The organism is Paenibacillus sp. 7523-1 (genome assembly GCF_002276415.1).
GTDB lineage: Bacteria > Bacillota > Bacilli > Paenibacillales > Paenibacillaceae > Paenibacillus > Paenibacillus illinoisensis_A.
The window spans coordinates 230927-254002 of sequence record NZ_NPBR01000013.1; the positions used below are offsets into that span (position 1 = coordinate 230927).

The following is a 23076-nucleotide window of genomic DNA, read 5'->3' on the forward strand; positions in this document are numbered from 1 at the left end:
GCTGCTTCCTGCTGCTATTCACGAATATTACTTCTATTCAACGAGGACAAGCTTGTCCTGTGGGAAAATCAGGCTGACACGCTGACCGCTGAGGTACGGTGTCTCCATCTCCTGGTTTGCCGTAAAATCACCGAGTTCGGTCTCAATCACATATTGATAGCTGCGTCCAAGATACGTACTCACCTTCACGATACCTGGCAAAGCATTGGCCAGATCCGCTGACGTATCTCCACTGACGATCAGATCATCCGGGCGAATTGCACCTTTGCGAGCGCCAGGACGTGCTGTTCCAGGATGAGCTGTCGCTGTAAACAAACGACCTCCCGCTTTTAGCGAGATCTGGTCTCCTGCATCACTGCGTTCAGCAAACTCAATAAAGTTATGGAATCCAATAAATTGGGCTACAAATTCCGTTGCCGGATATTTGAAAATGGTCTCCGGGCGATCGAGCTGCTCGACAACGCCCTTGTTCATGATGGCTACCTGATCCGAGATCGAGAAGCATTCTTCCTGGTCATGGGATACATACAGTGTTGTAATACCAAGCTCCTGTTGAATGCGGCGAATCTCCACCCGCATGTTCAGTCGCAGGTTGGCATCCAGGTTACTGAGTGGTTCGTCAAACAGCAGCAGATCCGGTTCGATTACGAGTGCACGTGCAATCGCCACCCGCTGACGCTGTCCACCGGACAGTTCCTGCGGAAAACGCTTCTCGAAGCCGTTCAGGTTCACCACTTCCAGAATACGCATAACGCGTGCAGAGATATCCTTGTCTTTTACCTTGCGCATCCGCAGGCCGAAGGCCACGTTGTCATAGACAGACAGATGCGGGAATAGCGCATAACTCTGAAATACAAATCCGAAGTTCCGCTTGTTTACCGGAACCTTCGTATAGTCCTTGCCGCCGAACATAAACTTGCCCTGTGTTGCTTCCAGGAATCCGGCGATGAGGCGCAGCGTAGTTGTTTTGCCGCAACCGCTCGGTCCGAGCAGGGAGAGCAGCTTACCTTTTTCCAGCTCCAATTGAAAATCCTTCAGGATCGTCTGGTTATCGTAAGCCACCGATACGCGATCCAATGTCAGCAATGCCATAGCGTTCTGCGCCTCCAATTAACGTTTAGTAAAGTATGAAAATCCGCCCATGATCCGTTCGATCACGAACATTAAAAGTCCAGTCAGTACCATCAGCAGCACGGAAATGGCTGCGATTGTTGGGTCAAAGTAGTTCTCCACATACGTCAGCATCTGAATCGGCAGTGTACTTACCCCTGGTCCGGTCATGAACACGGAGATATCCACGTTGTTGAACGACTCCAGGAAGGCAATCAGCACGGCCGCCAGAATCCCCGAACGAATGTTGGGCAGCACGATCTGGAAGAACGTTCTTACCCGTCCTGCGCCGAGACTCAGTGCAGCTTCTTCCACAGCAAAATCAAAGCTCGAAAGACTGGAAGCAATGACGCGAATGATAAATGGAAGCATGATAATCGTATGACCGATCAGCAGACCCAGATACATCGGCAGATGATAGATTACGATCAGATATTTCATCAATGTAAAACCAAGCACGATTCCCGGAATGAGTACCGGGGACAGGAACAATGCGTTCAGCACAGACTTGCCTTTGAAATCGTAACGACTGAGTGCATAGGCAGCCGGTACTCCGAGCAGCAGCGCCAACAGATTCCCCAGCAGGGAAATGATGATCGACGTCTGGAACGTGCGGAGGAACCCGCCTGTGTTAAAAATATTTTCGTACCAGCGGAAGGAGAAACCTTCCGGTGGAAATTTGAGTACCGTTCCCGGTTCAAACGAAGTGACCGATATGATCAGAAGCGGGCCCAGCAGAAAGATAAAGACCAGCAGACTGAACAGGCCCAGCCCGATATGTTTCTCCCGCATATGTGTCTACCCCTTCGGATTTAAAGTTTTGGCCATTTTGTTCATGACACCGACCACGACAAACGTGATGACAATCATAATTGCGGCAACGACCGAGGCCAGATACCAGTCGTTAAGGGTCATGGCGTTTTGATACAGGAACGTGGCAATAACGCGCTGCTTGCCTCCAAGAAGCGCAGGCGTCGTATAAGCTGTGAGGCTTCCGACAAAGACAAGCACGGCTCCGATCACAAGCCCTGGCACAGCCAGCGGGAATACGACCCGGCGGAATGCCGTGATACGCGAAGCTCCCAGACTTTGTGCCGCTTTGAGCAGATCATTATCGATGTTCTCAAGCACACCGACCAGAGAAATGATCATGAGCGGCAGGAACAGGTGAGTCAGACCAATCATCATGGCTGCCGGCGTGTACAGGATATCCAGCGGTTTGTCCACGATGCCCAAGCCAACGAGTGCATTGTTGATCAGACCTTTGCGTCCAAGAATGATCATCCAGCTGAACGAGCGTACAACCGGGCTTGTCAGCAATGGGAAAATGGCCAGTGCCAGCAGGATACCTTTGCGGCGCGGCGCTTTTTGCGAAATATAATAAGCTGTCGGGAATCCGAGCACCACACAGACAAGGGTGGTGACCACGCTGACCTGCAGCGTCGTAAGCAATATTTTCAAAAAGTAAGGGTCTCTGAAAAAATGCATGTATCCTTCAAACGTGAAGGAGTTTTCCTGGAAAAACGTTGATCCGATCGTCAGGACAATCGGAATGATCATAAATGCCGCCAAAAACACGAACCCCGGCAGCAATAGCCAGTAGATTACTGATTTCTTCATCGCGGTACTCCTGACTTATAAGATGGTTTTATTCACATGTTAAAGTCACAACTTTACACTAACTCACTCCGTTGCAGAAGAATCTTTCGATCGCTGTTATCCCCAGATTTTTTTGTTCCTTTGTCAAAGGTTAAAATCCGGGGATAAAGGCGAACGCTTCGCTTCTCCAGCTTTCTTCTGTCACTTCGTTCTCGTGTAAAAAACGAATTTAACGCTCATAGCTACGCATTTAATGCGTTAATAAAAAGTTCAAGGAACGCTTCCGCGTCCACTGTTTCGCAGACAAGCGTGTTGGGCTGCTGGCCCAAACGGTTTTGGAAGTCACATACCATCTGGCCATCGCACAGACGGCTGGCCGTTTCGACATCCACGTAATACGATTTGCGCCCTACCAGTTCGGGTGCAAAGGCAACGCCCACTGCCAGCGGATCATGCAGTGCGCAAGCCCGGATGCCGTTCATTTGTTCGTAACGGTTGATGTAAATCTCTGTGCTTTGAGCCACGTACGCGCGCAGCGCAGGATCTGTGAGACGTTCAATCGTAGCTTCATTCAGCAGCGTTTGTCGCGTGACATCCAGGCCAACCTGCGTAAGCTTCTCAATGCCTGCATGCAGAACAATACGTGCAGCTTCCGGATCAGCGTACGTATTGTACTCTGCGGTCGGTGTAATATTGCCATGTCCACGAACAACGCCACCCATGAAGATCACTTCCTTCAATAAAGAAGGCAATTCTGGACACTTCAGCAAGGCAAGTGCCAGGTTGGTCAAAGGCGCAGTCATAATCAGCGTGAGTTCACCCGGATACAGCTTGGCTTGCTCTATAATATAGTCCGGGGCAAAACCCTCTTCCGCTTGCTTGGACACGGCCGGATCAGGCAGTGCTCCGCCCAATCCATCCTGTCCATGTACCCGATGTTCATAATGTGATTGTCGGGTGAGCGGACTGGCCGCTCCAGCAATCACTGGAATATCAGGCGCATCCGCCAGTTCAAGAATCTTGCATGTATTATCCGTTGCCTGCTGGAGCGATACGTTCCCGCAGACTGTGGTAATGCCGAGAATGTCCAGCTTCCGGCTCTTGACGGCCAGCAAAATGGCCAGCGCATCATCAATACCCGTATCCACATCCAAGATGATACGTTGTAACGCCTCACTCATACGTTCTCCACTCCTTACCATTGATCGTGCTTGCTGCAAAGGTTATTCATTTCGATAAGTCGCTATCTGTCTTTCTGATCTAGCTCTATTTAATGTTTCTTATTGTGCAATTTCACGGTTCCAACGATCCGTCCAAGCTTTCGCTTGTTGGTTCACGAATTCCATATCCAGCTTGTTCAGCTTCTCAACCACGTCAGCGCCATACGTCACGCCTTCTGCTTCTTCTGCAGTCAATTCAACCTTGGTATTTACCGGTGAATCCACTTTGGCTTTGGCGGACTTCGCTTGTACATCCTGGCTCAGCTGCCAGTTGATGAACTCTTCAGCCAGTTCTTTGTTTTTGCTGCCCTTCACGACGTTAATTGTATTCATGACTGCATATGCGCCTTCACTAGGTGCAACAAACTTCGCATTTGGCACAGCTGCTTTCAGATCTTTGAAGTACATTTCCATGATCGGTCCGCCTGCAATCTCTTCTTGCGAGAACATGTTCACGAACTCGGACGTTTGGCTGTAGAATTTAACGACATTGCCGCTCAATTCTTTCAGTTTCGTAAATGCCGCATCTTCATTAAATGTATCGTTTCCAGCTACGCGGGAAGCTGCATCCACGACCATTGGGCCTGCTGTTGCCGTAATATTCGGGATCGTCAGGTTGTTCTCGAATGCCGGATCCCACAGATCACTCCATGAAGTCACTTCTTTGGAAACGAGGTCAGGATTGTAGGCAATTCCGAGCTGTCCAACCGTGTAAGCCGGGCCATAATCTTCGCCAAGTGGTGCTTTGGCAATATCGTAAATATCATTAACATTCGGAATTTTGGAACGATCGATTTTCTCAAACAGACCTTCATCGATACCTTGTTGTGCATAGTAGTCGGAGAGGTAAATGACATCAACATTCGATGTACCTTGACGGATTTTGTTCAGACGCTCAGCGTTGTTGCCGACTTCAAGCACGATGTCAACATTATGTTCTTTTTCGAATGGACCAAATACTTCTTCATTGAAGAAATCTTCGGAGAAGCCCCAAGTGGAGATCACCAGTTTGTTCGCTGCTGTTCCCTCGCTGCCTGATCCACCTGTCGCATCATCCGTGCTGCTGCCGCAACCTGCAAGTAATACCGATGTCATTGCCACTGCTGCCAAACCGCTAACCCACTTTTTCATCATGATCCTGAATTCCTCCTGAAATGTGTGATGTGTATAAAAAAAACAAAAAGAAAAGCATTCTTGTAAGAACAAGAACACTTTTCTTCGTAAACAAAGGAAAGCGACACCCGCTGCCGGTACATCATTGGTTTCTGCTTCAGAATCAATCCGAAGACTAGACGCCATCATATGAAATTGTTGGGACGATATAATCGAAACACGCGCATGACCCGAATCGAACCAGTCGATCCACGTTATGCCTGTTCCAGAATGATATTCGTAATGGCCCACTGTGTGGACGCATCGTAATCCCTTAGTACAGCTTCAATTGGCAAACCCATGTGCTGCTCGAGCTTCTCCCGGAATTTCTTCTTATATAAGACAGACATGCGGAAGTCCACTTCCAGCTTCAAGCCGGGGGCCTCCCCTTCCAGGGCGTCAGAGCGTGGCGAACGTCGGTGCTTGGCAAAGAAGGTCACAATATTCTGATCCACGGTCACTCTCAGGAGAGTGGTACCGAAGCCGAATAGTTCCTTCGAAATTTCGTTGTAATACTGGCACATCTTTTTCTTACTTTCATTACTGTCCAGCAGTTCCATGAATTCACCTTCATCATTTACTACCGTACATTCGACGTGTTAACACGTTTGATTATACATAAATATGAGGTAGGAGGCAACCCAAAAGATATACTTAACATGCAAATAACACATAAAAGCGAACGATGACCAAAAAAACACCGAAATTCATATGCCAATTCCACTGTAAACGAAAACTCTCTACCTGATGACTTCCTATAATATTGTTGCTTGGAAAATCATTATTGATACACCGTTCGTGTAATTTGGGAAATAACGGTTATTAATTACGCTGTAAACATAGACAAACTTCGCCACCAAACGTTAAAATGAGACAAAATGTCTATATTACTTCATATATGAAATTGGAGGCCCCTGTTATGAAATGCCCGGTATGTAATCATGAAAATGGAAATGCACATTACTGCGAGAGGTGTGGTACAGATCTGACTCAATCCCCATCTTCTTCTACCACTCCCCGTGACCACGAATCAGCTGCTGCTGTCGAATCGGAATATACACGTTGGTCCAGTACGCAAGCAGCACCTTCTTCATCCGTTCCATCCCGTACACCTTCTGCTCCAACACCTCATGACCAGACGTATGGCAATTCCGGCCCGAATGACCACTCGACTGCAGGAGACACCAATCAGTGGAACAATGTCATGCAAAATGAGAAGGTGCAGCAAGCCAAAGAAGTCAGCAAACAGTACATATCCTATTTTCTTAGCGTCCTAGCCCGTCCTTACCAAACGATGAAAACTGTCGGCGATCAACACGCGCTGAACGGATTAATTACGATGGCTCTCATTGCAATCCTGTCCTCTACATACTTTTTACTTACCTTCAGCCGGTTAGATATGGGTGGTTTGTTCGTAGCTGGATTCATACGTCCGCTGCTGTTTACCGCTATTATCCTGATTTTGGCTGTAGTACTGATCTATGCTGTATTGAAAATCGAGAAAATAACGTTCCGTCCGAAAACGCTAGTAGCACAGTATGGTACCCTACTTGTTCCGTCTGTTGCAGCACTTGTACTCGCGAACTTGTTTATCTTTATTTCATATCCGATCGCGATCTTCCTGCTGGCTGTTTCGTATGTCATTGTTTTTGCAGGCATGAATGCGGTGCTGTTCCAACATCCGCTCAATCGTACGAAGTCAGCCATTGACAGCATGTATACAGTCCTTATTGCTAACGTTGTTTTGCTCTATATTTTGTACCGTTTGCTCGCAGGCTCCATTCTTGGAATTCTGGGCATGATGCTTTCACCATTTGGTCGTTTGTAATCCGATTTTTATTTCAAATTACATCTACGATAAGACTCCTCTGCTTTGTTCAGAAGAGTCTTTTTTCGTTTCCCGATCCAGGATTGCACTGGCATCTTCGATACACTATAATGTGTAGTGCAAACCTTATGTTTGAATTTACGTACCGGGAACTTCACTGTTTCCTTGAAGAAGGGTTCTCGGCGCAGTTATACACTACATAATGTAGTGTTATTAAGGACATTTCCATTTTAGAAAAGAAAGAAGAGGATCAATCGATGAATCACGATATGAATCACATGCAAATGAACCACGAGGCAGGAACATCCTATCTGTGGCTCATTGTAGGGGCAGTCCTGCTCCTGCTCTCCATCGCAGCTTATATCCTAGCTTCGCGTACACAGAGCAAAGTACTAAGTCATATGAAGAAAGATGAACGAGCCACTATCAAAAAGAAAAGCCGCTCCATCCGGCTGGCTGCACACGCATTGCTCGGCGTCTCTGTCATAATCCTTATTCTGTTCTTCACGCAAGGTGCATTCGACAAATATGACGTGGCTGATCTTAACGCTAACGCCAACATTGAAGTAACGGATGACCCTTACTATGGTGCAGAACATACGGAAGACCCTATTGATTACGACATGACTATTCCCACTTCAGGGCCTCATAACCCACATGACATCAAGTTTGGCTTTTACACCGATTTCCCGGGATATCCTTATCTTGTTCACAATCTGGAGCATGGCGATATCATCATCTATTATCGTGAGAACGCCAGTGACGAACTGAAGGAGCACCTGAAATATCTGACCAAGTTCCGTGAGGCCGGGGCCGGTATACTGGCTGTACCAAACATTGATATTCCAGAGGGCAGTGAAGTCGTCGTGACGGCCTGGACCAAAACGATGAAGCTGGACACCTTCGACGATGCCAAAGTTGGTACATTTATTAACCGGTACATTAACCAGGGACCAGAGAAAATTCCTCCTTCTATTCGCCAAGGTGGCGGAACGATGTAATCGTTGATGCTCCATTACACGTCGAATCCTGGATTCACGGAGAACGCAATGACACGCAGCTATGTTTGTGTGATTAAAAAAAGCCGCACGGCAGCACCCGGGAGAAATCCCGGGCGCTCTGCCTGCGGCTTTTTTTATGATCTTCTAATAGCAGAAGACAACGCTGTGGTTGTCTGGATTAGTAGCGCTGCGGAGCAGCCTTTTTACCCAGATCGGTCATATAAGTAAAGAATGCATCCGGATCCGTATCGTACACCAGCTGCACAGGACGTCCGTCCGCTTGCTCTACCGTACGGCCCTGGCTTGGACCATCCGGAATTACGATGCAGTTCACGGTTTTCTTCTTCACGATATCTTCGCGACCAACGGAAGCTGTTGTCAGCACGTCCCACAGATAATATGTGGAATTCGTTTCACTGTACACCAGTGGCGGGCATCCTGCGTAACAGTTTCCGAGGAAGTCCACACCTTCGAAGCGGCGCTCTGCTGCCCAGCGATTACGCACAGCAGGTGTAAGAGGTACTTTGTTCGTGCTCTCCAGTGCAACCAGGTCGATCTGGATGCCGCTTTCCCATACGCGGTAAGCCGCTTCCGGATCCCAGAATACGTTCCATTCGGCTGTGCCATCATGCTCAGGCTCTTCCACGTTTCCTTTTTCGAACGTACCGCCCATCCAAACCAGCTTGTCGATTTTCTCTTCAATGTCTGGTGCTTCGTCAAGTGCACGTGCGAGGTCCGTCAGTGGGCCCGTGAACAAAAGAAGTGTTTTGCCTTCTGTGTTACGAACCTTCTCAATCAGGTGCTGGTGAGCCGGAACAGCTGACAAAGGCGCTTCCATTTTGCCAGATTCGTTCAATATAGGCAGTGCATCTACATAGAAGGAGTGCAATCTCCACGCTGCAGGAAACGGATTTTTACCTCTGGAGTTGGATTTCGATACTTCGACGGAATATGTACCGAAGCGATCAATAATCTTACGGCTGGCATCCGTCGCTGGCTCCAAATATCCGTCTGCCGGAATAACCGATACACCTGTAACTTTTACATTATCCATCTGCAGAAGCATGAACAGCGATACGAGGTCATCCACGCCGCCGTCATGGTTAAAATACACATTAAGTTGGTTCGTCATTACTTACTTTCATCCTTCCCCTGGTTGTCCCATTGATGTACTTTCATCCGTCAGCCCCTGGACCAACGTTCCCTCTATTATGTCCCAAAACCCTGTTATACGTAAACCATCCCCTCAGAGTTGCCATAAAAATGCGGGCAGTGCTGTTGTTCGCACTGCCCGCATCTTCTAAACCCATGCACTGCTCATCGAGGGTGGAATGGATCCATCCTCGATGAATTCGGACTTCAAATTACATAGAGGAGGAAGTTTGCTTCTCTCTTGCTTCTTCGGCGACAGGCTTGTATTTGCCTGGCCAGAATGCCCATTTGCCCAACAAGGCTGTAATGGCCGGTACCATGAATGGACGAACAAGGAATGTATCGAGCAGCACACCCGCTGCCGTAATAATTCCGAACTGCACCAATACCTGAATAGGCAGTGTTGCCAGCACGGCAAACGTACCTGCAAGAATCAGACCTGCGGAAGTAATAACAGAACCTGTCTCGCCTACACCTTCCTTGATCGCTTGGCGTAAAGGCATCGTTTTGCGTTTCTGCCAGATACTTGAGATCATGAAGATGTTATAGTCCTCACCAAGTGCTACCAGGAATACGAATGAATACAGCGGAATCGCACCCTGAATGGCATCTGCACCCAAGCCATAATGGATGATAAGCCATCCGAGACCCAGGGCCGAGAAATAGGAGAGCACCACTGTTGCAATCAGATACGCCGTCGCTACAACAGAGCGCAGGTATAACAAAAGCAGCAGTGTAATCATGCCGATGACAACAGGGATAATGATGCTCGCATCCCGCTCTCCGGTTACTTCGATGTCGTACTGCTCCGCAGTCTGACCATCAATCCAGACGTGACTGTCCACACTGGTAATTCCTGCGTCAGTTAATGCCTGCTCAGCCGTCGCCCGCAAATCGGGAATATGCTGCATAGCCTCCATGGAGTATGGGTTCAAGTTAAACTCGACATCATAGGCGGTGATGTTGGCATTCTCAGCACCCTGCTGGGCTTCACCCACCTTACTTACATAATCCAATGCTTCGAGACGCTGCTTCAGATCGGTTTCCTTGCCCTCTGAATCTATAATGACCTTGGCTGGAGCCAATTCGCCTTCGGAAAACTGTTCCCCAATGACCGTAAATCCTTCACGTGAAGGTACGTCTTCCGGGAAGGAAGACAGCAGGTCATACGTAAATTTGATCTGGCTGGAGAAGGCAGCCAGTCCACCGAGCAGTACCAGCGTAATGGCCAGTACAGTCCATGGTTTGGTGATGACTGTGCGACCAATCCAGCTTTCCTTGATTTTGCGCGGAGCCGGAGCTGGTTTGCCTTTTCTCTTGGCACGCTCCACTTCCATTTCGTGCGTACGTGGTACGAACGGGTAGAATGATCCTCGCCCGAAGATGGCAAGCAGTGCCGGAACCAGCGTCAAGCTGGCAATAAACATGATGAAAATGGACAAACTGAATGGAACAGCAAAACGGTGATATGCACCGTACTCAGCCAGCAGCAGCACGAGCAGGGCTGCAACGACTGTGAATCCACTCATGGCGATCGCACCTGATGATCCGGTGATGGCCTGGAACAACGCCTTCTTTTTGTCCGGCTCATGATAGAGAATCTGGCGGAATCTGGAGATCATGAACAGGCAGTAGTCCGTACCCGCTCCGAACAATAATACGGTCATGATGGAAATGGACTGTGCATCAACCGTAATCCAGCCCTGATCCGCCATGAAGCCGAGTATCGGACTCGTGACCATGTAGGCGAAACCAACCGCAATAATGGGGATGATCGCCAGTACCGGAGAACGGTAGATTAGCAGCAGGAGTACCAGAACAAGTACCACCGTTGCGATCAACAGGGATACGTCGGCCGATGAAAATAGTCCGCTCGCGTCAATGGATATACCTACAGGTCCGGTGACCCGTGCAGTTAAAGCACTGGCATCATCTATAGCGACATCAAACGGATTGGAGCCAAAAATGTCCTCCGTTTTCTGCTCGACCGCCTCAATGCCTTCCTTCAATTGTTCAGAGTCTGCTCCTTCATTGAAGAAAAGCGGCATAACCAGCGTACTTCCGTCTTCCGACAGCTGGCCTTGAATCGCCTGTGGCGGCAATTGATACAATGGCACAACCGCTTGCTGCTGCTCTACCGGATCCTGATCCAGCCGCTCGGTCAGCGCCTGAATCTGTTCGATCTGCTGGTCTGTCAGCCCGCCGGCTTGATGCCAAACAATTAATGCAGGGAGGCCTTCTCCACCCGGAAACTCCCGCTGGGCAATCGCAGCTGCCTGTACGGACGGCTTGGAATCACTCAGGTCTTTTGCGTTATTCGTCTCGCGCTCGCCTACGGCTGGCCATACCACGCCGAGTACAACCGCAATAATAATCCATACTAACAGTGTAATCCATTTGGTTCGTTTGCCCGCAACCCAGCGGCCGTAGCCCGATCCTTCTTGCATCGTTTCTTCATCTCCTGTTCTGTTTCTATGAAACCGTATTGTATATGAATTGTAGAAATGAACCACGGGTCATAGTATAATCGAGTTAATTATATATACCGTAAGGTTAATTTTGCAATACTAATTTTTTGAACACTTTATGCCAAGATAATTTTTATGTAAAGAGGTATGCCGCATGACTAAAAAAACTACGCCTTCCCGGTCACCAGGAAGACCAAAAGCAGGTACCGATCAGACATCAGTCCAGTCCAAGATACTAATGACTGCTTCGCAGTTATTTATGGAATATGGTTATGAACCCGTCTCTCTACAGCAGATTGCCACACTATGCCATGTGACCAAGGCGTCCATCTATTATCATTTTTCCAGCAAACCGGAGCTCTTCACTGTCGCCATAACGCGTATGATGGCCATGGGCCAGCAGCAGACGGCACTTCGTTTGGAAGAGCCCGGATCCTTGCAGCAGCGGCTGGAGAATGTTGCTGCAGCCAAAATGCAGCAGTCCCATGTGGACACGGAAACAATGATGCGTGAAGCTGAATCCTATCTCAATGCCGACCAGCTTGCGCAGATCCGTGAAGCCGAGACTCAGATCTTCGATGTTCTCGCCACACATTTTAAGCGGGAGATGGACAGCGGCTATTTGCGCTCTGCGAACCCTATGCTGCTCGCCCAAGCATTCACATCCCTGCTCATGCTCGCGAACAGGGAGGATGTGCGCAGCATGCATGGAAGCATTGAAGACTTGGCTCATGAGCTGGTTTCCTTATTTCTGGACGGTGCCGTTCAGCGAAAGTGACGTATACTTTAAGGAGGTATCACGAATGTCCCAACCAACATCATCCCCACGTGTTCCCCGTCTGCTCGAGACAGAACGCATCTATCTTCGTCCGTTTGAGACGACGGATGTCGATGACTACTTTCCAGGTCTGTTTGACCCTGAGATGCGAAAACTTACTGGAACACAGAACAGCTTTACCCGTACACAGGTGGAACGCTTTGTCGAGAACGCAGGTCAGGACGATTCCCGGCTCATGCTGCTCATCGCCTTACAGGAAAATGATCAGCTCATCGGCGAGGTTGTTCTCATGGACATGCACGCCAAGAACCGCAGTGCACACCTGCGAATAGGAATCGATCGTGCGGAGCACCAAGGCAAGGGCTATGGCAGCGAGGCGTTGCTGTTGATCCTTGATTACGGCTTTGGCATTTGCAATCTGCACCGAATCGAGCTCGAGGTGTATGCCTTCAATGAGCGAGCCGTTCGTACCTATGAGAAGCTGGGCTTCCAGCGCGAAGGTATCCGAAGAGATGCACTGTACTACAACCATCAATATCATGATGCCATTCTCATGAGTATGTTGGAGCATGAATTCCGTGAACGGCGTGCCCCAGGGCAGATGACAGGCCCTGCGCGGCAGGGGTAATTTATATAAAAAAACCGGAGAAGTGCTTAGTACACATCTCCGGTCAAAAACGTCAGATGACCCGCCAGCACCGACAGCTCGGCGGGTGTCTTCATGTACAATTCGCCATCCGTATCAACGGGCATGGGAGCATCCGTCTCCAGTAGCAGGGTTGACGCCTTGAAGTAACTGATGCTTTCATTCTGTGGCTGCCACTCTCCCTCCGGTTTGTGCGACAGGATCTCTCGCAGCAGCGGAATGCCCGTCTCATGAATAATGAGGATATCCAGTTCACCGTCCTGCAGCGCATCTGGCGCAAATGGAAGTGAATTCGTTCCAAGAAACCGTCCGTTCGCCGCGTAGATCATAACGGCTTCCCCTTCCATCGTTTTGCCGTCTGCCTCCATCCGGTAATGAAAAGGCTCGGTATTACTAATGGTCTGCAATGTGCTGATGAAATAGCTCAGCTTACCCAGCGTACCCTTCAGGTTGGAGTTAATATTCTGCGATGTATCACTGATTAATCCAATGCCGAAAAAGTTCGTGAATACCCGGTCATTGGCCCGTCCAATGTCGATCGAAACAGCATGACCTTCAAGCAGCTGACGTGCCGCAACCTCCACATCCGGTGACAATCCGAGAGAACGTGCAAAATCATTACAGGTCCCCCCAGGCAAAATCCCGATCAGCGGCGGGTTCTGCAGACTCGCCAGTCCATTCACGCATTCATGCACCGTACCGTCCCCACCCAAAATAAAAACGACATCGAACTGTTCCCCGCGATCCCGGCACAAGGCTTCCCCCTCTCCGGGTTCGTCCGTGCGTACAACAACAAGCTCACCAACAGCAGGTGCTAGTACCCCGGTTGCAGTACCTACAGCATCTGCACGATTTGCTTTTCCGGCATGATTGTGATGAATTAACAACGCTTTGTTAAATGTCATCGCTCTCTTCCTCCATTCTAATGCTTGTTTACCCTTTAGCCGTCAAGGTTGAAGCAGTAGCGATATGATTTGGGTAGAGCCAATACTTCTAACTTACAGCTAAAATGTCAGTGGGAAGCGACCTGTTCAGGTTGCTGAATGGCTCCAGCGAAAACCCATGCTCCAGTTGAATCATCTACCAAAGCAACCATGAATGGACGATTAACCTCCATCTTGACACGATCCGTAGGTGGAGCACTCCCAGCTCTCATCTCCAACAGTGTAGAAGCAGCCGCTACGGTTCCTTGCTCACTCACTTCCATCACAGCTCGGTGGATAATTTGTCCAATATAGGCCTGCCAGTCCGGTCCACGCGGGATCATTTTTGTAAAATCAGCAGCATACGGATCAAAGGCCTTCTCTATCCCAAGCTGCTGCATGGCTTCTTTTAAATGAACTCCATACTCGGCTCGAAAACGGGGCAAAGACAAATCTACCAACCTGAAGTCAGATGCTTCATTCAGCTTCTGGGGATGATCCTCCAGCTGCTGCTGGATTCCTTCCAGCGTATGACCTTCCCGGGGCAATACAACCAGCATATACATTTGTCCATCCCCATAGGGAAGCCGAATGGCCTGCCAATCCTCATTTTCAGTGTAATGGAATTGATTCGACTGATGCATCATCGGCACAGTCATCGTGCTTCCATTTGCAAGCCGGAAATCGCCATCTCTTGTATACTCAGGTTGAAATTCGTTCGTCCAGTTGCCGTCAAAGGCTATCGCATTCACCAAAATCATGAGTGTTTCCGCTGCAGGCGATTCCTGCATCAATTGAGGGATCCTGCCACGAGTATGCTCTTCCACCCAACGATTAATTTCATCTTTGGCATGTTCGGGTTGTACATGCAATGGCCCAATTTCGGCATCAAATGCTTGCTGTAAGTCAGCCTTATACTCATCTTCTACCGTGACCCCGTTCTTAATCCACACCGCATTGGCAATCTCAATCTCTATTTCAGAGCCAGGATGCATTAATAATTGATGTAGTGCGGCATCCGCAGTATTTAACTGCCTATCATCCCATTCCGACCAACCCATCGCTTCTGCCATTTCCCGCCTTGTTTCTCCCTCACTGCCAAGGTATGCCATGCCCATCCCCACTGAAATACTATATGGAGAGATCAGCAGATTCTTCGCTCTCGATTCCTTCTGCGCTCCAAGCTCTCTGATCAGCTGCAGCCCCAATCTGTTCATCGCCTCAATCTGTTTCGGCTCGATTTTCTTCAGAAGTGCATTCCGTTCATCAGCGGATAATTCCTGATTGGTACTGGATTCCAACCTTGTCCTTCCCCTCCTGTGCTGAACAGCTTGTAATGAACATCCAACATACACAACATAATAACAGGTGAACATATAACCGTGTATGCATCGTAATCCCCTCACATCCGTAATAAATAGAAATCGTACATGGCCAATGAGTATTTTCTTTTTTTTACTAAACGCATGGTAGAGAAAAAAGGTTACTTCACACTCCATAATCAGCCCTACGGGGGAGACGCCATTCAAAAGGAGTTAAATCGGTTATATCTATACCATATACGAATGGAGGGATTTCCTATGATTCCGGCAACGTTGGAACAATTGGAGCAAGTCCGCAAGGAATGCCGCACGATGGTCCGCAAGAGAGCAACCGCTTCTGCTGGTACTACACTTGTCCCTTTACCTGGTACAGACGTACTGGCTGATGTGGGGATGCTTATGCAGCTATTGCCTGCCATTAACAATAAATTCGGATTGTCGCAAAAACAGCTCGACGGCATGGATCCTGAAACCAAATCCATGATTTACGGATTCGTCATGTCCATCGGAAGCAAAGTCATCGGCCGCATGGTAACGAAGGAACTTGTCGTTCAGGTACTGAAACGGGTCGGAGTACGCGTAGCCACTAAATCCGTTGCCAAGTTCGTTCCACTTGCAGGCCAAGGTCTAGCCGCAGCTCTCAGCTTCACAGCCATGCGTTATGTGGGTAACAAACATGTCGATGACTGTTATGAGGTCGTGAAACGCATGCTTGAACAGCGTGAGCAAATTCCGGGCGAACCCGCCCCGTCAGCTCTTCAAGAAGCGAACACGGACGCAAAGTCCGAAGAGAAGGCCGATTCCCGTGATGACGCAGATCGTACAGCTGTGGTGGAATCCAAAGACAAGTAATTCATTTCAACTTTGCGGCAAAATGGATGCTGCCCAACAAATAAGCCGGGCTCCCAACAAGGGAGTCCGGCTTATTTTCATATCATTATATGCATCGTTTCAATTAGATCGCCTGGGGCTGCTGCTCAGCAAACTGGCTGTTGTACAGATCCGCATAGAATCCTTGCTGTGCCATCAATTCCTCATGATTGCCCTGTTCAATCACATTACCGTGATCCATGACAAGGATGAGATCCGCCCCACGAATGGTAGACAAGCGGTGAGCAATGACGAAGCTGGTACGATCCTTCATCAGGTCATTCATTGCTTTCTGAATAAATACCTCAGTCCGGGTATCCACGCTGCTTGTTGCTTCATCCAGAATAAGAATGGACGGATTCGCCAAGATGGCTCTTGCAATTGTCAGCAGCTGTTTTTGTCCCTGAGAGATGTTGGATGCTTCTTCGTTCAGCACGGTATCATAGCCATCCGGCAGCGTACGGATAAAGTGATCGGCATGGGCTGCATCTGCCGCCTTAACCACTTCTGCTTCGGTTGCACCCTCACGTCCATACGCGATGTTGTCCCGAATGGTTCCGTTAAACAGCCATGTATCCTGAAGCACCATTCCGAACAGACTGCGCAGCTTGCCGCGTTCCATGTCCCGGATATCAATACCATCAATCGTGATTTTTCCATCCTGAATTTCGTAGAAACGCATCAACAGGTTGATCAGTGTCGTCTTACCGGCGCCGGTTGGTCCTACGATGGCTACGGTTTGACCCGGCTTAACATCAATGTTCATATTTTTGATAAGCAGTTCATCCGGTTTATATCCAAAATTAACGCCTTGGAACGCAACCGCTCCTTTGGGTTGCTGTATTTGCAGAGGCTGTTTTGACTCAGGAACCTCTTCCTCTTCATCCAGCAGTTCGAACACCCGCTCCGCCGAAGCGATAGTGGACTGAATGATATTGGAGATGTTGGCAATCTGGTTAATCGGTTGTGTGAATTGACGAGAGTACTGCGTGAACGCCAGAATATCCCCGATCGAGATGGCGCCACGTGTAACAAAGATCCCGCCGACCACGCAGATCAAAACATAACCCAGGTTACCGACAAAGCTCATGAGCGGCATGATGATCCCTGAGATAAACTGAGCCTTCCAGCCCGATTCATACAGCTCTTCATTCACTTTCTCGAATTGCTGCACCGACTGTTCTTCGCGTCCAAATGCTTTTACGACCTTGTGTCCGGTGTACATCTCCTCGACATGTCCGTTCAGCTCACCCAGTGATTTCTGCTGTCCCGCGAAATGCTTTTGTGAACGGGATGCCACCAGCATCACAACGATTACACTGAGTGGCAGCGTCAAAATGGTGATCAGTGTCATCCATGGACTAATCGTCAGCATCATGATAATTACGCCGACAATGGTTACGACAGAAGTAATAAACTGGGCCAAACTCTGCTGAAGCGTATTACTGATGTTGTCCACATCATTGGTCGCCCGGCTGAGCGTCTCCCCGTGAGTGCGGGAGTCAAAGTATTTCAGTGGCAGCCGGCCCACTTTGGCGCTGATCTGCTCACGCATGTCATAAACCACTCGCTGAGCAACGCCAGCCATCAGGTATTGCTGAATATACATAAATGCTGCACTGAACAGGTACAATCCCAGGAGCAGATACAACACTTTCATTAATGCAGGAAAATCAATACCCGCGCCCTGTATCCCCTGTAGAATGGCGATGGCGCCTTGGCTCAGTATATCGGTTCCTTCAGCCATAACCTTCGGACTGATAATACTGAACACGGTACTGAGAATCGCTGCGACAAGCACACCAAGCAGACGATAACGGTGTGGCTGGAGATACTGAATCAGCCGCCGCAGTGTACCTTTGAAGTCCTTCGGCTTCTCGCCCGGAGGACGCATGCCCATACCGCCACCAGGGTGACCTGGTCCGCCGGAACGTGGTGCTCTGCTTTTATGTTCGGTACGTTCACTCATGCGATCTCCTCCTCTGTCAGCTGGGATGATACGATCTCGCGGTACACTTCATTGTTCGCGAGCAGTTCCTTATGGGTACCGGAACCAACAATGCGTCCTTCATCCATAACCAGAATGCGATCTGCATCCATAACTGTACTTACTCGCTGTGCAACAATCAGTACCGCCGCTTCGGTCGTTTCAGATTTCAGCGCAGCACGAAGTTTGGCATCTGTTTTGAAATCCAAAGCGGAGAAGCTGTCGTCGAAAATATACACTTCCGGGCGACGAACCAGTGCGCGTGCAATGGACAAACGCTGTTTCTGTCCACCAGAAACGTTATTACCACCTTGAGCAATAAGACTGTCATACCCGTCTTTCATCTCGGAAATGAAGTTCTCGGCCTGAGCAGTCCGGGCTGCTTGAACGATCTCCTCCATCGAGGCATCTTCTTTCCCGTGTCGGATATTCTCCGCAATCGTTCCCGTGAAGAGGACTGCCTTTTGTGGCACAAAGCCAATTTTCGCTCGTAAATCTTCCTGACTAATCTCACGTACATCCGTACCGTTAACCCGCACACTGCCTTCTGTTACATCATAGAAACGGGGAATAAGGCTGAGCAGCGTGGATTTCCCTGATCCTGTACCGCCAATAATGGCTGTGGTCTCTCCGGGACGGGCCGTAAACGAAATACCCGACAATGCCGCATTCTCTGCTCCCGGATATCGGAAGGTAACATTGTCGAATTCAATGGTGCCCTGCAGGGATTTCATGCCACGAGGCTGCTCTGGATCACTAAGATCAGGCTGCATATCCAGTACTTCGTTAATCCGTTCTGCGGATGCAGAAGCTCTTGGAATCATGACAAAAATAATGGAAACCATAATCAGTGAGAACATGATCTGCATCGCATACTGGATAAACGCAATCAGGGAACCGATATTCATGTTTCCACTGTCTATGCGCTGTCCTCCGAAGTATAGAATGGCGATCATGGAGAAGTTCATGACAAGCATCATGACAGGCATCAATGTCGCCATCAGAACGTTAACTTTAATCGAAGCATCTCTCAAATCCGTATTTGCTCCGTTAAAACGAACGCGTTCATGTTCTCCGCGGTTGAAAGAACGAACAACACGAATACCTGTCAATTGCTCACGCAGAACCAAGTTCAGTCGGTCTAGCTTCTTTTGGATTTGTTTAAATAGCGGCAGACCCTTGGCCCCAATCAGTGCAATAGCACCAGCCAGTACAGGCAGCACGACCAGGAAGATCGTAGACAACTTGGCGTCCTGGGATACAGCCATGAAGATACCACCGATACACATCATCGGAGCCATGATCATCATGCGCAGCATCATCGTTAATACGTTCTGAACCTGTGTAATGTCATTCGTTGTACGAGTAATCAGTGATGCGGTACCGAGCTTATCAAATTCCTGCAGCGAGAAATTCTCCACATGGCGGAAAACCCGGCTGCGCAGCTGCTTGGCGAATCCGCCTGCTGTACGGGAAGACAAGTAACTGGCCAATACGGAACACGCTGTGCCCCCAATGGCAATGACCAGCATCCAGCCGCCAATTTGCCAGATGTACGGAACATCACCTTTGACGATACCATCATTGACGATATCCGCCATCAAGGTTGGCAGGTACAGCTCGGCGAGCGATTGCAGCAGTACAAGACCCAAAATGAAGATAATGGGGATTTGATAAGGCTTGAGCATGCGAAACAATTTCATCATGGCGTGTCATCTCCTTCTGTTGAATGCCCCTTTTGCTGGGAAGCGAGCGAGTCAAAAAAGCTATATACTTTCGTCAGCAGCTCGGCTAACTGGGTACTGTCTTCCTCTCCCAGATGCTCAACCAATCTGTTGAATATCTGCATGCGCTCTTCATGAGCAGCCCGAATAATATCACGGCCCGCTTCCGTAATCGTAATACGCACGGCACGGCGGTCATCGGGGTCCATGGTTCGCTTGACCAGCCCCTCGTCCTCAAGTCCACGAATGACTGGGGTAATCGTCGGTGATTTTACTCGCAGCAGCGCACTGATCTCCGATACTTTCAGTCCTGGATGATCTTCATTCAATTCGCTGTTGAAATCAGGGGGATTATCTCGCCAATCCAGACGCTCTCCCGGATGTGAACCGTGGAGCAAACAGGCCAATACCATAATTTCATTATGGTTGCGCCCGTGGGGTTTATGCTGTCTCCATTTGCCTTTATTAAACTGCATGATGGAATACAGCAGCTTCTGGGCCACTGGATCCAGACCTGTCATATAGGGTTCCTCCTTTTTACATTCTCATTGAATTCTCAATTAACATAGGATCACTATTAAATAGTACATCAATTAATTAGGTATCCTAATTATATTTTCGTCAGCGGTGGAAGTCAAATAGGTAAATGAAACCACAAAAAAACCGCGGCAGATCGCCACGGTTTCGAAAAATTCTATGTTAATCAGGACTGCGAAGCAGATACTTTTTTGAGGGAAGCCGAGAATGGGAAATACTCCTTGGCATTGTTGTAGGCAATGCCCTGAACCATCTGTCCGAGCAATTCCATATCATGCGGTGCCTCTCCTTGCTCCACCCATTCCCCGATCAGATTGCAGACCAGACGGCGGAAATATTCGTGTCTTGTATAGGAAAGGAAGCTGCGAGAGTCCGTCAGCATCCCCACAAAACGGCTCAGCAAACCGACGTTGGCCAGTGCTCTCATCTGAGCGAGCATGCCATCCTTGGTATCGTTGAACCACCATGCTGCGCCAAGCTGAATTTTGCCAGGTATACCGCCACCCTGGAAGCTGCCGACAATGGCAGCCAGCACTTCATTATCACGCGGATTCAATGAATATAGAATGGTTTTGGGCAGTGCCTTCTCCTGCTCCAGTGCGTCCAGCAGACCGATCATCGCAGAAGAGAGCGGTGTATCATTCACCGCATCATATCCGGTATCCGGTCCAAGCTGAGCGAACATCCGGCTGTTATTGTTACGGGCTGCATTCATATGGAACTGCATCACCCAGCCCCGCTCCGCATATAGCTTGCCCAGGAATGTCAGTGTAACGGTCTTATACTTATTCTCTTCCTCACGGCTTACTTGATGACCTGCGAGTGCTTTGGCAAAAATGGCTGCCGCTTCTTCCCTTGTTGCCTTGCCATATGGCACATAGTCCAGTGCATGGTCGGAAACTCTGCCACCTACGGAATGGAAAAACTCCACCCGGGATTCCAGCGCAGAGAGGAATGAATCATAATCCGAGATTGCTGTACCCGAAGCCTGAGACAGCTTGCTCACCCATTCGATGAAGGTATCCCGATTCAGTTCAAGCCCTTTATCCGGACGGAAAGAAGGCAGCACAGCTGTATCAAAGCCTTCGATTTCCTGAATCTTCAAATGGTATTCCAGTGAATCACAAGGATCATCGGTCGTGCACACAACCGTGACATTGGATTTCGTAATCAGGTCACGTGCGCCAAATCCTTCACTGTTCAGCTTGGCATTTACTTTTTCCCAGATTCCTGGAGCACTGCTCTCATTCAACACTTCATATACCCCGAAGTACCGCTGCAGCTCCAGGTGGGACCATGCATATAACGGGTTGCCGATCATCATGGGTACCGTTTTGGCATAAGCCAGGAAGCGATCGTAATCGGTCACGCCCTCACCGCCAGTGATGTACTGCTCTTCGATACCGTTTGCACGCATTAGCCGCCACTTATAGTGATCCCCGTACAACCAGGCTTCCGTAATATTGCCAAACGTCTTGTTCTCGTAGATCTCCTGTGGACTGAGATGGCAGTGATAGTCAATAATCGGCATGTCCTTGGCATAATCCTCATATAACTTGACGGCTGTCTCATTGTGCAGCAAAAATTGTTCATCCAAAAAAGACTTCATTCGCTTCGCACGCTCCCTTTGGGTGAGTTTACGTTCATATGGGTACACTTCCCATCTTTACGCTACACTGTTTCCTATCAAAGTTCAATAAAAAATGATAGCGTATTCAAAAAAGGTTGATTTAGGCATATGCCCCCGAACAAGATATACTGGTTTTAATGAACGATATGCTGATCTGAAGATCATACAAGGAGATGAAATCGTTGAAAATTACATTTCTGGGCACAGGGGACATGTTCAGCGTAGAGCAGCATCACAACAGCATGCTCGCTGAATTTGGTGGCACGCACCTGGTCATTGATTTTCCGGAATCGAATGCCAAAGCGCTCAAAGAGGTCGGGTTCCCCATGACTGATATCCATAATGTATTTATCACACATTTGCATGAAGACCACATTAACGGTGTACAGATGCTAGGATACTATTCGAAAATTGTGGGTGACCGCAAACCGCGCCTGTTTATCCACGAACAGCTGGTCGAGCCGCTATGGAGCATCTTATCTCCAGGCATGCGCTACACCACCGATGGCGAGCGTACAATGAGCGATTATTATGATATCGTTTCACTGCCGGATGGTGGCACGTTCGAACTGGGCGGTGTGACGTTTGAGACATTCCGTACACAGCACGTTCCGGGCATGGTCAGCAATGGTATTCTTGCGAAGCCCTACTTCTACTACAGTGCAGATAGCACGCTGGATCAGGAACGGGTAGAACAGGCTGCCGCAGATGTGCAGCTGATTTTCCATGAATGCCATATGCATGATTTGGTGATCAAATCCCATACCTCGCTGAAGGACCTGGAACAACTGCCTGCGGAAGTACGGCAAAAGACCGTCTTAATGCATTATCATGACGAATATGCAGATGCGATTACCCGGGAACGGTTCAACCACGAGCATGACCTGCGCATGGTCGGTACACTGGAATCGTTTGAGCTGGATGAGAAGTAAATAAGTATAGGATGCTTCGAGTAGTTTCAGGAGCTGAAGCACCGTTCTACTAGAAGATGAGGTGGCCTTCGTTCACGTTCCCAAATGGAGCCGAATAGAGGCTGCCTTCATTAGCACAATAATAAAAGCCGGACCCAGCAGAAAAACCACCTGCAGGCATTCCGTCGCCATTTCAGGTGGTTTAGTTGTCTTTATTT

20 protein-coding genes are annotated in these 23076 nt (G+C 48.9%); 6 read left to right on the forward strand and 14 right to left on the reverse strand.

Annotated elements, in window-relative coordinates; translation table 11 throughout:
• Positions 1-33: 33 nt before the first annotated feature.
• The 6 genes from CHH60_RS16120 to CHH60_RS16145 form a co-directional block, all read right to left on the reverse strand.
• Positions 34-1092 carry an ABC transporter ATP-binding protein gene (locus CHH60_RS16120; RefSeq protein WP_095290989.1) on the reverse strand — a complete coding sequence of 353 codons (1059 nt, stop codon included), beginning with the start codon at positions 1090-1092 and terminating at the stop codon, positions 34-36.
• 18 nt (positions 1093-1110) lie between these two features.
• A complete protein-coding gene (locus CHH60_RS16125) occupies positions 1111-1902 on the reverse strand; it encodes an ABC transporter permease (protein WP_095360095.1) in 792 nt (263 codons plus the stop codon).
• 6 nt (positions 1903-1908) lie between these two features.
• Positions 1909-2730 (reverse strand): ABC transporter permease, encoded by an 822-nt coding sequence (locus CHH60_RS16130; RefSeq protein ID WP_095290986.1) that lies wholly within the window; start codon positions 2728-2730, stop codon positions 1909-1911.
• 221 nt (positions 2731-2951) lie between these two features.
• Positions 2952-3890, reverse strand: coding sequence for a nucleoside hydrolase (locus CHH60_RS16135; RefSeq protein WP_095360096.1), 939 nt, complete (start codon positions 3888-3890; stop codon positions 2952-2954).
• A gap of 99 nt (positions 3891-3989) precedes the next feature.
• The gene (locus tag CHH60_RS16140; RefSeq protein WP_095360327.1) at positions 3990-5060 is read right to left on the reverse strand and encodes an ABC transporter substrate-binding protein; all 1071 of its coding nucleotides are present in this window, start codon (positions 5058-5060) and stop codon (positions 3990-3992) included.
• 236 nt (positions 5061-5296) lie between these two features.
• Positions 5297-5641: a Na-translocating system protein MpsC family protein gene (locus tag CHH60_RS16145; RefSeq protein ID WP_095290982.1), complete on the reverse strand. Its 345-nt coding sequence runs from the start codon at positions 5639-5641 to the stop codon at positions 5297-5299.
• Between the two features lie 359 nt (positions 5642-6000).
• Here CHH60_RS16145 and CHH60_RS16150 point away from each other — a divergent pair, with 359 nt between their 5' ends.
• Together CHH60_RS16150 and CHH60_RS16155 are read left to right on the forward strand one after the other, a co-directional pair.
• Complete coding sequence (locus tag CHH60_RS16150) at positions 6001-6909, forward strand: hypothetical protein (protein ID WP_110758512.1); 909 nt, start codon at positions 6001-6003, stop codon at positions 6907-6909.
• 269 nt (positions 6910-7178) lie between these two features.
• A complete protein-coding gene (locus CHH60_RS16155; RefSeq protein ID WP_176476083.1) occupies positions 7179-7910 on the forward strand; it encodes a DUF3105 domain-containing protein in 732 nt (243 codons plus the stop codon).
• A 178-nt stretch (positions 7911-8088) separates the two neighbouring features.
• Here CHH60_RS16155 and CHH60_RS16160 read toward each other — a convergent pair whose 3' ends face one another.
• On the reverse strand, positions 8089-9042 hold the full coding sequence (locus CHH60_RS16160) for a nucleoside hydrolase (protein WP_095290977.1): 954 nt from the start codon (positions 9040-9042) through the stop codon (positions 8089-8091).
• 232 nt (positions 9043-9274) lie between these two features.
• Entirely contained in the window at positions 9275-11509 is a 2235-nt protein-coding gene (locus CHH60_RS16165) for an MMPL family transporter (RefSeq protein WP_095360099.1), read from the reverse strand.
• 175 nt (positions 11510-11684) lie between these two features.
• On the opposite strand from CHH60_RS16165, the gene CHH60_RS16170 reads away from it, so the two are divergent.
• Together CHH60_RS16170 and CHH60_RS16175 are read left to right on the forward strand one after the other, a co-directional pair.
• Positions 11685-12308 carry a TetR/AcrR family transcriptional regulator gene (locus CHH60_RS16170; RefSeq protein WP_095360100.1) on the forward strand — a complete coding sequence of 208 codons (624 nt, stop codon included), beginning with the start codon at positions 11685-11687 and terminating at the stop codon, positions 12306-12308.
• 25 nt (positions 12309-12333) lie between these two features.
• Positions 12334-12936, forward strand: a complete 603-nt coding sequence (locus tag CHH60_RS16175; protein WP_095360101.1) for a GNAT family N-acetyltransferase — start codon at positions 12334-12336, stop codon at positions 12934-12936.
• Between the two features lie 26 nt (positions 12937-12962).
• On the opposite strand, the gene CHH60_RS16180 is transcribed toward CHH60_RS16175, so the two are convergent.
• Positions 12963-13859, reverse strand: a complete 897-nt coding sequence (locus CHH60_RS16180; RefSeq protein ID WP_095360102.1) for a diacylglycerol/lipid kinase family protein — start codon at positions 13857-13859, stop codon at positions 12963-12965.
• 107 nt (positions 13860-13966) lie between these two features.
• The gene (locus CHH60_RS16185; RefSeq protein ID WP_176476084.1) at positions 13967-15178 is read right to left on the reverse strand and encodes a serpin family protein; all 1212 of its coding nucleotides are present in this window, start codon (positions 15176-15178) and stop codon (positions 13967-13969) included.
• Positions 15179-15457: 279 nt separating this feature from the next.
• On the opposite strand from CHH60_RS16185, the gene CHH60_RS16190 reads away from it, so the two are divergent.
• Positions 15458-16051 (forward strand): hypothetical protein, encoded by a 594-nt coding sequence (locus CHH60_RS16190; protein WP_095360104.1) that lies wholly within the window; start codon positions 15458-15460, stop codon positions 16049-16051.
• A 103-nt stretch (positions 16052-16154) separates the two neighbouring features.
• Here CHH60_RS16190 and CHH60_RS16195 read toward each other — a convergent pair whose 3' ends face one another.
• From CHH60_RS16195 to uxaC, 4 genes are all read right to left on the reverse strand, one after another.
• Positions 16155-18038, reverse strand: coding sequence for an ABC transporter ATP-binding protein (locus CHH60_RS16195; protein WP_095360105.1), 1884 nt, complete (start codon positions 18036-18038; stop codon positions 16155-16157).
• Positions 18035-19762, reverse strand: a complete 1728-nt coding sequence (locus CHH60_RS16200; protein WP_095360106.1) for an ABC transporter ATP-binding protein — start codon at positions 19760-19762, stop codon at positions 18035-18037. Before CHH60_RS16200 ends, CHH60_RS16195 begins: the two co-directional genes overlap by 4 nt.
• The gene (locus CHH60_RS16205; protein WP_095360107.1) at positions 19759-20301 is read right to left on the reverse strand and encodes a MarR family winged helix-turn-helix transcriptional regulator; all 543 of its coding nucleotides are present in this window, start codon (positions 20299-20301) and stop codon (positions 19759-19761) included. The genes CHH60_RS16200 and CHH60_RS16205 overlap by 4 nt, the downstream gene beginning before the upstream one ends.
• A 182-nt stretch (positions 20302-20483) precedes the next feature.
• Complete coding sequence (gene uxaC / locus CHH60_RS16210) at positions 20484-21926, reverse strand: glucuronate isomerase (protein WP_095360108.1); 1443 nt, start codon at positions 21924-21926, stop codon at positions 20484-20486.
• 203 nt (positions 21927-22129) lie between these two features.
• Between uxaC and CHH60_RS16215 the strand changes: the two genes are divergently transcribed.
• Entirely contained in the window at positions 22130-22879 is a 750-nt protein-coding gene (locus CHH60_RS16215) for an MBL fold metallo-hydrolase (protein ID WP_176476085.1), read from the forward strand.
• The last annotated feature ends 197 nt before the right edge of the window (positions 22880-23076 follow it).